This is a genomic window from Bradyrhizobium sp. ma5 (assembly GCF_042258955.1).
Lineage (GTDB): Bacteria > Pseudomonadota > Alphaproteobacteria > Rhizobiales > Xanthobacteraceae > Bradyrhizobium.
The window spans coordinates 7,918,260-7,931,526 of record NZ_CP170156.1 but is presented as its reverse complement, the minus strand read 5'-3'; the positions used below and the strand labels follow the sequence as shown (position 1 = coordinate 7,931,526).

Genomic DNA, 13,267 nt, shown 5'->3' with positions numbered 1-13,267 from the left:
TCTTGGTTCATGTCTTTATCGGCATCACGGTGCCGACGAAGGATTTACTCCGCTGCCGCCTGAAACGGGCCGAGATCTCCGAACGGAATTTTCGCGAGCGCATCCGCCAAGGTCGCGAAGTCGGCCGCCACCTGGGCGAAGCGCGGTGAACGCTCGCGTTGGCGCTCATCCATGTAGACCGCGCGGTTGAGTTCGATCTGCACCGTGTGCAGGCCGCTCGCCGGGTTGCCGTAATGCTCAGTGATGAAGCCGCCGGCATAGGGCTTGTTGCGGCCGACCGAATAGCCGAGCGAGCCCATGATCTCCTCGACCAGGTCGGGCAGCAGCGGCGCGCAGCTCGTGCCGTAGCGGTCGCCGATCACGACGTCGGGCCGCCGCGGCTCGTCGCGCGATACGCCGACTGACGGCATCGAATGGCAATCGACCAGAATCACGGCACCGAACGCCTGGTGCGCCTTGTTGATCAGCCGGCGTAGCGCGCGGTGATAGGGCTTGTAGAGCACCTCGATCCGCCGCAGCGCCTCGTCGACGTCGAGCCGCTCGCGGTAGATCTCCTGGCCGTCGCCGACCACGCGCGGGATGGTGCCGAGACCACCGGCCACCCGCATCGAGCGTGTATTGGCAAAGCTCGGCAGCCGTCCGGTGAACATCCGCGGGTCGAGCTCATAGGGCTCGCGGTTCACGTCGACATAGGACCGCGGGAAGTTGACCCGGATGATCGGAAACCCGCGATCGCTCACGCCCGCGATCAACTCGTCCATGAAGCTATCTTCGGAGCGGCGCAGCGAGGCCACGTCGATTCGCGACGCCTCAAGGAACTCGGCCGGGTACACCGAGCCCGAATGCGGGGAATTGAAGATGATCGGCGCGCGCCAGGCCTGCGGCTCAACGATCTCGAACGGGGGCGACAACTCGCCAGCAAATTCGGTCATTCCCTTGGCGCCGTCCCTTGCGTCCGCCTCGCCCCGCAAGAACTGATTCTGCCGGAAAAGCGGAGATTTATAGGCGGGCATTGTCGGTAATCGCGATCATTCTGCCAAGTGAAAAGAGTGTGGCGCCGCCTGGAACGCGTCTTAAAGGCGGGAAATGCCGCACAAGGTTGATTCGATGCGTGGTTCGGTCCACAAATGGTCGGCGCGCATTTGCCGCTGGCTTGACGCAAATTTCACCCGAAATTTACCGTCTGTCGGGCTTACTGTTCGGACTGCTCCTCAAGCCGGATTCGACGATCCCTGCCATGCCGAAAATTCTTCTCGCCGAAGACGACACCGATATGCGCCGCTTTCTGGTCAAGGCACTGGAAAATGCGGGTTTCAAGGTCTCGCCGCACGACAACGGCATGTCGGCCTATCAGCGGCTGCGTGAGGAGCCGTTCGAAATGCTGCTCACCGACATCGTGATGCCCGAGATGGACGGTATCGAGCTGGCGCGCCGTGCCTCGGAACTCGATCCCGATATCAAGATCATGTTCATCACCGGCTTTGCCGCGGTGGCCCTCAATTCCGATTCGGAGGCGCCGAAAAACGCCAAGGTGCTGTCGAAGCCCGTGCACCTCCGGGAATTGGTTAGCGAAGTGAATAAGTTGCTGGCGGCCTGATTCGCCAAAAACCTTCACTTTGTATCCTTGCCTGCCCCGTCCGGGTCCGTTATAGGGACCCGATCCAAACACGGCTTTGGGTGCGTAGCTCAGCGGGAGAGCACTACCTTGACATGGTAGGGGTCACAGGTTCGATCCCTGTCGCACCCACCATCCTTCGCTCGCGCAGCGAGAGAAGGATGCCACGCCGAAGCCCAACGGGCGCAGGCGGGCCCTTGGCCGCGAGCTACGGCTCGGCAAGCCACGCTTCGCCATGACGGCGCTCTTCTGATTCAGCCTGCCAAACAGCTTGTTCGACGGCACGCCGGCGACATCGTTGGCGCGGTGCTGATTCAGTGCTGCAGGTTCCTGCCGCTCCAGGGGGAGGGCCGCGCCGGTGCGGCCGCGGCGCCGACCAACGGACGCCGATTCCAGTCCAGCACGGAGTCGCTGTGCAGCTGCTCGACGACCCACAGGAAATAAACCGAGGCGGGAATGCCGATCAGGTCGAAGACGAGCATCGATCCGCTGCCGTGCGTCGTCGCGTCAATGAGATGGATCAGCGCGCAGGAGAAGAAGACGCCCGCCAATGCGGCCCCCGACAGCGACCACACACCGGTCGCCAGATAGCGGCGCACCTGATGGTCAGCCAGATACCAGCCGACCAGGCCGTAGGTCACGGTGACGAACACATTGGCGTAGAACGTGGCCGAGGCGACGTCGATCCAGGTGCTCGGCATCGCCACGCGCGCGGCAAGTTCGGCTGACGTGCACAGGAACGGGATGTTCGCGCCGGGCTGGGCCATCGCCCAGGCCGCCAGCCAGCCTGCCGTGATGGCGAAGCCGCCGACCAGCAACATCGCGCGATGCGGCGAGAGAGCGATCAATCGCTCGCCCTGGCCGCCCAATATCGTCTCGAACCGCAGGTACACAAATGTCAAACCTGCCGGCAGCCCGAGCAGGGTGACGGCGAGCATCGACCAGGACACGCTTTCGCCCTGCAGCACCTGGAAGCCGTGCACCAGATGATGCGGGCCGCAGCTTGCAGCCATCATCGAAAATCCGATGCCGAAGCGGGACCAGCCGCGGTAATGATGCAGGCTGACCGTTTCCCAGGCCGACAAGACGCCAAGGCCGGCGTAAGCCAGTCCGATCGCCAGATTGCTGAGGCCGATGACGAGATACATCATCGCGAGACCGTCGCCTTGGTGCCCATGGGAGCCCCGATGTGATCAAGGAATTCGTCGATGAAATAGTGATGACCGCGCCGGACTGGTCCCTCCACCGGCTGCGCGGCGTGCAGCGCGCGTCCCGAACTCGGATGCCAGAGCGCCCTGGTCAGCATCGGCGCGATCTGTTCGGCGGCAACCGGCCGCGAAAAGAAATAGCCTTGGGCAACGTCGCAACCCATGCGGAGCAGCATTGCGGCCTGCTCACTCCGTTCCACGCCCTCGGCGATGGTGTGCTTGCCCATCGCGTAGGCGAGGCTGAGGATCGACGATACGATCGCCGTATCGCCGGGCTCGCTGCTGAGACCGTCGATGAAGCTGCGGTCGATCTTCAAGACTTCGGCCGGCATGTCGCGCAGGCGCGACAGCGATGAGTGCTCGGTGCCGAAATCATCGATCGCGACGAACACGCCGAGCTGGCGGATCTGATCGAGGATTTGGACGACCTCATCCGGGGCGCTCATCATGACGCTTTCGGTGATTTCGAGACACAGAGCGGTCGGATCGACATTGGTGCTGGCGAGAACCTGCCGGAGCTCCTGAATGAAGGTCGGCTCCGCGAGCTCGCGCGGCGACACGTTCACGGTCATGGCCAGCGGGCAGCCCGGCATCAGCCTCGTCCACTCGGCGAGCTGGCGACAGGATTCCTGCAGCACCTGTCGTCCGATCTTGACGATGAGCCCGCATTCCTCGGCGACGGGGATGAAGTCGGCGGGCGAGATGATGCCGCGCTCCGGATGTCGCCAGCGCACCAGCGCCTCGACGCCGACGACGCGTCCATCCTTCAGGCGGACCTGCGGCTGATACTCCACGAACAGCTGCGATTCCCGCAGGGCCGCCCGCAAATCGGATTCGATCTGAACGCGCTTCTCGGCGCGGGCATGCAGCTCGTCGTTGAACTCTGCCAGTCGCGCACGACCACGGACCTTTGCCGCATAGAGCGCGGTGTCCGCCTCGCGCAGCAATTGTTCGGCGCCCTTGGTGCCGGGCTTGCAGTGCGCGAGCCCGACGCTCGCCGATACCACGACTTCCTTGCCGGAAAGCAGGATCGGCTCCGCCAGCGCCGCAAGGATCCGCTTGCCGAGGTCCGCTCCGGAGCAGTCCGAGGCGCGCGGATGGAGAACCACCATCTCGTCGCCGCCGAACCGGCTCGCGGTATCTTCCGGCCCGAGACAGCCAAGGATGCGCCGGGCCATTTCGGACAACACCTCGTCGCCGCTGCTATGGCCGAGTGAATCGTTGACGAGCTTGAAGTTGTCGAGATCGACGAACAGAACCGCGATCCGCGCGCCGTCATCGGCCTCGCGCGCCAGTTCGAGATCCAGCCGCTCGAGCAGCAGGCTGCGCGTCGGAAGTCCGGTCAGCTGGTCATGCGCCGCCGTGTGCATCAGGCGCGCAATGACGCCGCGCAGGCGCTCGACCTCGGGGTTTGTTCCGACCGATGGAACGGCGGAATCACGCTCAACGCCCGAATGCTGTTCCCTGATCGCGGCCCCGAGCCGTATTGAAATGTTCGGCCGCAGTCCAGCCATTCCCGTCCCCACTATCACTATAATATCCGGTGACGGTAGGCAGTCTGGAGTTTGCAAAAGGTTGCGTGAAGGCTGCCCGCGACTTTTGCCCGATAACGATTTGCAAGATGGTTACAAATCTACGACAGGCGCGCGGTCCATTTGTTGCGACTTTCGTCGAGGGCCAATTGCCGCCGTGCCGACACATGGCTACCGGAACGGGCGCGGTTGCCGGGACAATCGGCCACCGGAATGACGCCGGCTCCCGAGGCGGGCGGCCTTCCGCATCTCGACGATCGCGGCGCCTCGGGCAATAAAGGGCGAGGAGCACAGTGTGCACAGGGCTCCCGGCGCGATCACGGAAGGTCGAAGGAGATATCGCAGTGCTCGATCATATCCTGAAGTTCATGACGCTCGGGACCATTATCGTCGGCGTCACCGCGATCTACACGGCGCTGCACACCAACAACCGGCGTCTGGGAGCCGACATCTTCCTCAGATATTCCGAGCGCATATCCGATCTGCGGCGTCGCCTGCCAACGGCGGCGTTCCATGACGAGGGCGCTGGCGGCGCCATCGAGATGACGCCGGACGAGCGCCGAATTGTGCATGAAGTCATCTTCTCGATCTTTGAGCTCTACGAGCTCAAGGTTCACGGCTTCGTTCCGCCGGGAATCTGGAAGATCAGGGAGCCCGATATCGAACGGGTGCTCTCTTTGCCGGTCTTCCAGCAGGAGTTGGCGGTCGTGCAAGGCAGGTTCGCGAAGCACCCGCGCTTTGCGGCATGGCTCGACGGGATCGGGCAAGGCAAGGCATAGCCGGGCGACGCCCGATCGGGGACCGCATGCTCTGTCGCCGGCGTGCGATCAGGCTCGCCCTTCGGCATGGCGGGCGTGTTGACCGGCGAATGTCATGAGCCATCATGACTTTCGTCATCTCGACGTTCAGATGAAAATGCCGCAGCGTGCTGCGACATGTGCGCCTCGTGCGCGCGTGTTCCGTTCCCATCGATCTCATTGACGTCGCACGTGGTGGAATGCCGCATGATTAGGCAAGCGTCTTCAGGCGCGGTCGACGCGAATCCCGTGCGCGGGATTCGCGATGTGTCATGTACCGTGCTTACGTTGCTGCGCTCTCGCGACGTTCATTTCGTCCCGGCGCGAAGATCGGGAAAATTTTCTGAAGACTCGGCGATGATGCGTTGCCCGATCGCATCGCATGAACGCAATGTTGGATTTCTTCACGGCGCACGTTGCTGCCGCTCTGGTTCTCGCACAGATTGTTCTCTAGATCGGTCAGGCCGAGTCGGTGACGGAGCTTCCGGGCCGGATCCGGCTATGACGCGACAATGATGAATGCCATGTGTGAGCCCGACTGCCGCAGGACCCATCGGCCCTATCAGGAGCGGCCGGCGTAGGCGGGTGATGTCCGCATCCGAAAATGCTGCTTCCTTGTCCGCCAGAAATTCGCCTGCCAGTCAGCGGCCGGCGACGCAACCTTGGGAATGCGCCCCCGTTGAGACGACGTTCGTCGTTTGCGACCACGGGGGACGGAATGACATGCCAGAAGACGACAATGCGCCGGCAAGTGCAGCCAGGCTCCTCGAACAAGTTCCCCTGCCGCGCGAGCCCCGGAACATCAGGGACATAGTCCCGGCGGTACCGCGGCTTTTCACGACACGGCTCTATCCACCATCGGAACAGTTCGGGGTCTGGAAGACGCGCATGGCCTCGCTGATCGACGTCGCGCCGCCCGATGGCTACAGCCCCGCGCAGGGGTTCGAGGTGGAGTACCTGACCTGCAACATGGCCGACGTCGTCTTCACGTCAGGACGCGTTGCCGATCAAACATTCGCGCGCGTCGTCGAGCCCTCGCACGGCGCGCCGGTCGATATCTGGTGGCTGTTCCGCTTGCGCTCCGGCGAAGCCCGCTTCGAAACCGCAGAGCGGCGGGTTCACGCCGGGCCAGGCGCGATGTTCCTGATCTCGCTCGACGATGATTTCCGCGGCAGCATCACCGACTATGATGGCCTGGTGCTTGCTTTGCCGCGCCGGTCATTCGCAGACGTGGCTGATCAGCTTAACGACGCCTGCAACATTCTGCTCTCGGGCAATCTGATCGAACTGCTGTCCGACTATCTCGACAGACTCGAAACGCGCCTGGTCCTGATGTCGCCGGAGGAGTTGAGGCAGGCGGGGCGAGCGACGGCGCAGATGATCGCCGCATGCATTCAGCTGTCCTCGGACCGGCTGGAGCAGGCGCGCGGCGCAATCGAATCGGTGCTGTTCGAGCGTGCTCGTCTTTATATAGAGACGCATCTCGGCGACTTCGATCTGACGCCGGATCGCATTGCGCAGCAATTGCGGATCTCGCGCTCTGCACTCTACCGTGCATTCGAGAGCGTCGGCGGCGTCGCCGGATATATCCTGCGCAAGCGGCTGCGTGCAGCACACGCCGAACTGGTCGCATCCGCCGACAGGCAGGTGCAGGAGATCGCCTATCGTCACGGCTTCAAGCTGGCGTCGGATTTCACGCGCGCGTTTCGGCGCGAGTTCGGCGTCAGTCCGCGCGAGATGCGTGAACGCGTGCGCCGCAGGTCAACTGCCGGTTGAAGATTTGCGGATTACCCCACGGTGCATCGAGCAAATCATTCAACTTGTGAGACGATCTGCGCGCTATTTGGACGGCCTGCTGAGTGACGTTGTCAAATATGTGTCTATCATTTTTGATATGACGACTCGGGGCACATTGATGGGGCAGTCGAGCGAGCGCTGGGTGGCAAGATGCGCTCGTTGAGTTCGACACATCGTTGGCCAGGACGGGAAGGCAGGCGTGCGTTGCGCTGTCTTCATTTCGTCACATGCGGTCCCAAAGGACGCGCGTGTCGGCACAGTCCGCGGCAAGGCACCCCCGACGTCTGGACAAGATGTCACGAAGGGGTCGCACCATGGTTGTCGCACGCAACTCATCCGAATCGCTGAAGCGTCAAGGCCGCACCGGCTTCGTCCGGAGCTGGGTTGCATCGGGTGATGCGGGCAGCCGTTCGTTGCGGCGGCGGCTGCTGGCGGTGCTGCGTCAGGCGCACCGGACACTGGGCGTGAAGCGCGACCGGCTCGGGCTTGGTGCGCTCGGCGTCGGCGGGGTCACCTCCACGATGGCCGCAACGCTCGGTGCGTTCGCGATCATGGTCGCCGCTACTTCGGTTGCGAGCGCGCAGAACTACAACGCCGGCACCGGAAGCGTCGCCTCGGGCGGCGGTGCAACGGCAGTCGGCACCAATGCGTCGGCGACGTCCTCGTCCGGGTCTGCCGTCGCGATGGGCGCCAACGCCAAGGCCAACGCAATCGGGCAAGGCTCTCCGATCGCAATCGGCGCCGCTTCCAATGCGAGCGGCACCGCTCCCGCCGGCTTCAGCTTCGAGGCGATCGCCATCGGTACCGGCACGAACTCGACCGGACCATGGTCGACCGCGGTCGGCACGACGGCCACCGCGAGCGGCACCGGCGCGAGCGCGTTCGGCACCTCCGCCAGTGCGACGGGAAATCAGTCGACTGCGATCGGAAACGGCGCGAGCGCCAGCAACATCTATGCGATCGCGCAGGGCTACCTTGCCGCAGCATCAGGACAATATGCGGTCGCACTCGGTCGGAACGCATCGGCCACGGGCGACGGCGGAATGGCGCTGGGTGCCGGCACGATCGCAAGCAACATCAATGCGGTCGCGCTCGGCGTCAACGCCAATGCGGCCGCAGCCGGTGCCAGCGCTTTGGGCACATTCGCTGCTGCCACCGGTGGAAATGCGACCGCTGTCGGCGTCAGCTCCTCGGCGAGCGGTAACTTTTCGTGGGCCGGAGGCTGGTCGTCCGTTGCCTCGGCGGACAGCGCGACTGCTTTGGGCAAGCAGGCGGTCGCGTCGGGGATCAACTCATTCGCCGGAGGCAGCTCCAGCAAAGCAGGTGCAGATTTTGCCGTGGCTGTGGGCAACCAGGCGCAGGCGCTCAGCACCGGCGGCTCGGTCGCGATTGGATCGGGCGCAATCGTTAGCAGCACGGCGACCGGTGGCATCGCGCTCGGCAACAATGCGGCATCTGCCGGCATCAATTCGAACGCGACCGGCGTTGGGGCCAGTGCCGCCGGCACGAGTTCGCTGGCGATTGGCACTGCCGCAAATGCGAGCACCGCTGCCAGCACTGCGGTTGGCAACACAGCCGTTGCCAGCGGCCAAAACGCCTCCTCATTCGGGTCTGCAGCGAGCGCGACAGGAGATAACTCTCTCGCGGCCGGCGTCAGCGCCAGCGCCAGCGGAGTAGCCAGTACCGCGCTCGGCATCGGCGCCAAGGCGTCGGCTACAAGCGCCGTCGCTATCGGTAACAATGCCGCGGCCAGTTCCGCCAACGCGGTGGCCTTGGGCACCAACTCGGTGGCAACCGGCGGTCAGGCCGTCTCGATCGGCGCGAACAACACCGCCTTTGGCAACGGCGCGGTGGCGATCGGCGATCCCAGCTATGCGAGCGGCACCGGCGCCTTCACCGGCGGCGCCAACAACATCGCCAACAGCGACGGCACGGCCAGCGCTAGCGCCGCCAACCAGGCCAACGGCGCGGTCGCGATCGGCAACAACAACAGGGCGATCGGGCAAGGCTCGGTGGCGCTCGGCAATGGCTCCACCGCGGGCGCCGCCGGTCTCGCGGGCAACGTCGCACTGGGCAACGGCGCTACCGCAGCGGCAAAATCCGGCGATGTCGCGCTCGGCTCCGGCAGCGTCACGGCTGCAGCGGTCGGCACGCTCAACGCAGTGATCAACGGCATCACCTATTCGGGCTTCGCCGGCACCACGCCGGGCTCGACGGTCAGCGTCGGGGCGGTCGGCGCGGAACGGACCATCACCAACGTCGCGGCCGGGCGGATCAGCACGTCGAGCACGGACGCCATCAACGGTTCGCAGCTCTACAGCGTTGCCAATACGCTCTCGAGCCAGATCACCGCCGGCGCGATCCACGACTACAGCGTCAACAGCACGACGCCGGGAACCGACACCAACTACAACAACGCCGGAGCTACCGGCGCCAACGCGCTCGCGACCGGCGTCAGTGCAAGTGCCGCTGGCGCGAGCAGTGTTGCGGTCGGCGCTGGCGCCGCGGCACGGGCATCATCCGACACAGCGCTCGGTTCGGGCGCGCTTGCCGCGTCGCTCAGTAATTCGCCGCAGACCGGGGCCGTTGCCATCGGTGCGGGGCAGGCCACGAATGATGGCGCCATCGCGATCGGCGATGGCTTCGGCGGTGGTCCGAAGGCTTCCGGGCGCGATTCGATTGCTCTCGGCACTCAGACCACCGCGTCGGGCTCCGCATCCAGCGCCGTTGGCGCCAATGCGACGGCATCGGGCGTCAGCTCCTTTGCCGGCGGTACGTCCGCGACGGCCAGCCAGGCCAATTCGCTTGCGCTTGGCGCCAATGCCAACGCCTCGAACGCAAATGCGGTCGCACTCGGCTCCGGCAGCGTGACGACCGCCGCGGTCGGCACCCCGAACACCGTGATCAACGGCACGACCTACAGCTTCGCCGGCACGACGCCGGGCTCGACCGTCAGCGTCGGCGCTGTTGGTGCCGAGCGCACCATCACCAACGTCGCTGCGGGACGACTCAACAACGGCTCGACGGATGCGGTCAACGGGTCGCAGCTGTTTGCCACCAACCAGGCGGTCGATGGCCTTGCAAGCACCGTCAACAACATCAACACCGGCGGCGGCATCAAGTATTTCCACGCCAATTCGACGCTGGCCGATTCGTCTCCGGTCGGGACGAACTCGGTTGCGATCGGCCCGGTGTCGACCGCCACCGGCGCCGGCTCGGTGTCGATCGGCAACGGCGCGAACGCCGCGAACGCCAACGATGTCGCGCTCGGCGCGGGCAGCCAGACCACGACGGCGGTCGGTACCCCGAATACGGTGATCAACGGTACGACCTACAGCTTCGCCGGCACGACACCGACCTCGACGGTCAGCGTCGGCACGGTCGGCAACGAGCGCACCATCACCAACGTGGCGGCGGGACGGCTCAATAACGGCTCGACGGATGCGGTCAACGGCTCCCAGCTCTGGTCCACCAACCAGGCCGTGGACGGTCTCGCGACCACCGTCAACAACATCAACAATGGCGGCGGCATCAAGTATTTCCACGCCAATTCGACGCTGGCCGACTCGTCGGCCGCCGGGGCGAATTCGGTTGCGATCGGGCCGGTGTCGACCGCGACCGGCAGCGGCTCGGTGTCGATCGGCAACGGCGCGACCGCCGCGAATGCCAACGATATCGCGCTCGGCTCCGACAGCCAGACCACCACGGCGGTCGGCACGTCAGGCATCACCATCGGCACCACCGCCTACAGCTTCGCCGGCACGACACCGCTCTCGACCGTCAGCGTCGGTGCCGTTGGTGCCGAGCGCACCATCACCAATGTCGCGGCGGGACGGATCAGCAACGGCTCGACCGATGCGATCAACGGTTCGCAGCTGTTTGCCGCCACCTCGGCGATCGACAGCCTCTCGACCCTCGTCAGCAACGGCCTGACGCATTATTATGGCGTCAACGACGGCGGCATCCAGAAGGCGAACTACACCAACAACGGAGCGACCGGCGTCAACTCGATGGCTGCCGGCGTCGCCGCGTCGGCGACGGCCGCGAATGCTACGGCGCTGGGCTTCAACACCCAGGCCTCGGTCACCGATGGCGTCGCGATCGGCTCGGGTTCGATCTCCAACCGCGCGATCGCGCCGGCGTCCGGCATCATCGGCGGCACCATCATTCCCTACAACACCACCGACCTCGCGCTGCTCGGCGCGGTGTCGGTCGGCAACGCGACGAGCTACCGCCAGATCACCAATGTGGCCGACGGCACCCAGTCGAGCGACGCCGTCACCGTGCGGCAGCTGACCGGCGCGCTGTCGTCGTTCGCGACCACGACGACAAAATACTTCCACGCCAACTCGACGCTCGCCGACTCGCTCGCGGTCGGCAACAATTCCGTCGCGGTGGGGCCGCAGACCGTGGTCAATGGCGACAACGGCATCGGCATGGGGTTTGGCGCGACCGTGCAGCAGACCGCGCCTGGCGGCATCGCGATCGGCCAGAATTCGGTCTCGAACTTTGCCGACTCGATCGCGTTCGGAACCAATGCGCAGGCCAGCGGCATCCAGTCGGTGTCGATCGGCGCCGGAGCCCAGACCTCCAACCCGACCAGCGTTGCGCTCGGTCCGAATGCCAAGGCGACGGCACAGGCCGGCGACGTCGCACTCGGCGCCAATTCGACCACCTCCACGGTGGTCGCGACCAAGAACACCACGATCGGCGGCACCACCTACGCCTTCGCCGGCACGGCGCCGACATCGACCGTCAGCGTCGGCAGCGCGGGGGCGGAACGCACCGTCACCAACGTCGCCGCGGGCCAGATCAGCTCGACCTCGACGGACGCGATCAACGGCTCGCAGCTCTGGGCCACCAACACCTCGCTCGACGCTCTCTATACGACGGTCAACAACATCTCGACCGGCAGCGGCGGCATCAAGTACTTCCACGCCAACTCCACCGCTGCGGATTCCTCCGCCACCGGCGCGGAGAGCGTCGCGATCGGCCCGCAATCGGTCGCGAGCGGCGCAAACGCAGTGTCGATGGGCAACGGCTCGGCAGCATCGGGCGCCAACTCGGTCGCGATCGGCGCCGGCGCCAAGGCGACTTCGGCCAACTCGCTGGCGCTCGGCGCGAACTCGACCACCACGGCCAATCTGAGCGATGCGGCCTATACGCCCGTCGTCGGCAAGAGCGTCGCGGGGGTTGCGACCGGCGAAGTGTCGGTCGGCTCGTCCGGGGCCGAACGCCGCGTCACCAATGTTGCCGCGGGATCGGCCGCGACCGATGCGGTCAATGTCAGCCAGCTGCAGGCGGTTTCCAGCGGCTCGATCCGCTACGACACCGATGCCTCCGGGAACACCACCAACAAGGTGACGCTGAACAGTGGCAGCACCGGGCCGGTCACCATCAGCAACGTGGCGGCGGGTGTCGCCGGCACCGATGCGGTCAACGTCAACCAGCTCAACAGCGCATTTCAGCAGCTCAATGGTCAGATCGGCGAAGTGCGGCAGGACGCCTGGCGCGCCGCGGCGATCGGCATGGCCGCGGCATCGCTGCGCTATGACGACCGGCCCGGCAAGATCAGCGCGTCGGCCGGCGGCGGCGTCTGGCGTAGCCAGGGCGCGCTCGCCTTCGGCATCGGTTACACCAGCGAGAACAGCCGGCTGCGCAGCAATTTGGCGGCGACCACCGCCGGCAGCGACTGGGGTGTCAGCGCCGGCGTGAGCCTGACGCTCAATTGACCCTGACGGCGACGAGGCGGCTGGCGTGTCTGGCTTTGGCGATCTGGCTCTGCGCGGCCGTGAATGCGGCCGCGCAGAGCGTGCCGCCATCCGCCTACACCGTGAAGCCGTCGGACGTCGCGGTGCCGGAAGGCGAGACGCTCGGCGAGTTCAGGCGGATGATCCAGCCGTTCAAGAACTGGACGTTGATTTGCGACGAGAGCCTCAAATCCAGGAGGCGCGTCTGCAACGTCACGCAGTCGATCGTCAACGCGCAGGGCGCGGTCGCCTTCAACTGGTCGCTGATTGCGACCGCCGACGGCAAACCGCTGATGGCGATGCGGATTCCCGCAGCCGCAGGCGTCGGCGCCCAGATCGAGCTCGCGATGGGTGACAGTCCGGACCGCATCGTCGCGCAGACCGATCGCTGCGACGCCAATTTCTGCTTTGCCACGATCGCGATCGGCAATGTGCTGAGGCGACACATCCGCGCGGCGACGCCGTGCCTGGTGTCCTATCCGCTTCCGCAAGCAGGGCCGGTCGTGGTGGAGGCGCCGCTCGACGGACTGTCCGGCGTGCTGGCGAAGCTGAAATGAAGCGAGGTCGG

8 protein-coding genes and 1 tRNA gene are annotated in these 13,267 nt (G+C 65.3%); 6 read left to right on the top strand and 3 right to left on the bottom strand.

Translation table 11 applies throughout. The features are described from left to right. Positions 1-44: 44 nt before the first annotated feature. Positions 45-932, bottom strand: coding sequence for an N-formylglutamate amidohydrolase (locus tag ACE103_RS37395; RefSeq protein WP_223966898.1), 888 nt, complete (start codon positions 930-932; stop codon positions 45-47). A gap of 305 nt (positions 933-1,237) precedes the next feature. Here ACE103_RS37395 and cpdR point away from each other — a divergent pair, with 305 nt between their 5' ends. Then, positions 1,238-1,597 (top strand): cell cycle two-component system response regulator CpdR, encoded by a 360-nt coding sequence (gene cpdR, locus ACE103_RS37390; RefSeq protein WP_092123795.1) that lies wholly within the window; start codon positions 1,238-1,240, stop codon positions 1,595-1,597. A gap of 78 nt (positions 1,598-1,675) precedes the next feature. Further along, positions 1,676-1,750: transfer RNA gene (locus tag ACE103_RS37385), tRNA-Val, on the top strand. Between the two features lie 179 nt (positions 1,751-1,929). On the opposite strand, the gene ACE103_RS37380 is transcribed toward ACE103_RS37385, so the two are convergent. Further along, complete coding sequence (locus tag ACE103_RS37380; RefSeq protein WP_375777084.1) at positions 1,930-2,766, bottom strand: hypothetical protein; 837 nt, start codon at positions 2,764-2,766, stop codon at positions 1,930-1,932. Beyond that, complete coding sequence (locus tag ACE103_RS37375) at positions 2,763-4,337, bottom strand: putative bifunctional diguanylate cyclase/phosphodiesterase (RefSeq protein ID WP_375777083.1); 1,575 nt, start codon at positions 4,335-4,337, stop codon at positions 2,763-2,765. Before ACE103_RS37375 ends, ACE103_RS37380 begins: the two co-directional genes overlap by 4 nt. 362 nt (positions 4,338-4,699) lie before the next feature. Between ACE103_RS37375 and ACE103_RS37370 the strand changes: the two genes are divergently transcribed. The 4 genes from ACE103_RS37370 to ACE103_RS37355 all read left to right on the top strand — a co-directional run bounded on the left by ACE103_RS37370 (position 4,700) and on the right by ACE103_RS37355 (position 13,256). Beyond that, positions 4,700-5,134, top strand: coding sequence for a hypothetical protein (locus ACE103_RS37370; RefSeq protein ID WP_223966901.1), 435 nt, complete (start codon positions 4,700-4,702; stop codon positions 5,132-5,134). A 546-nt stretch (positions 5,135-5,680) separates the two neighbouring features. After that, the gene (locus ACE103_RS37365; RefSeq protein WP_375777082.1) at positions 5,681-6,928 is read left to right on the top strand and encodes a helix-turn-helix domain-containing protein; all 1,248 of its coding nucleotides are present in this window, start codon (positions 5,681-5,683) and stop codon (positions 6,926-6,928) included. A 335-nt stretch (positions 6,929-7,263) separates the two neighbouring features. Then, entirely contained in the window at positions 7,264-12,681 is a 5,418-nt protein-coding gene (locus ACE103_RS37360) for a beta strand repeat-containing protein (RefSeq protein ID WP_375777081.1), read from the top strand. Further along, positions 12,678-13,256 (top strand): invasion associated locus B family protein, encoded by a 579-nt coding sequence (locus ACE103_RS37355; RefSeq protein WP_375777080.1) that lies wholly within the window; start codon positions 12,678-12,680, stop codon positions 13,254-13,256. The genes ACE103_RS37360 and ACE103_RS37355 overlap by 4 nt, the downstream gene beginning before the upstream one ends. The last annotated feature ends 11 nt before the right edge of the window (positions 13,257-13,267 follow it).

What these genes read in the sequence shown, in the direction of transcription:
- ACE103_RS37395 (WP_223966898.1), bottom strand. Translation starts at nt 932, where the DNA reads ATGACCGAATTTGCTGGCGAGTTGTCGCCCCCGTTCGAGATCGTTGAG.
- cpdR (WP_092123795.1), top strand. Translation starts at nt 1,238, where the DNA reads ATGCCGAAAATTCTTCTCGCCGAAGACGACACCGATATGCGCCGCTTT.
- ACE103_RS37380 (WP_375777084.1), bottom strand. Translation starts at nt 2,766, where the DNA reads ATGATGTATCTCGTCATCGGCCTCAGCAATCTGGCGATCGGACTGGCT.
- ACE103_RS37375 (WP_375777083.1), bottom strand. Translation starts at nt 4,337, where the DNA reads ATGGCTGGACTGCGGCCGAACATTTCAATACGGCTCGGGGCCGCGATC.
- ACE103_RS37360 (WP_375777081.1), top strand. Translation starts at nt 7,264, where the DNA reads ATGGTTGTCGCACGCAACTCATCCGAATCGCTGAAGCGTCAAGGCCGC.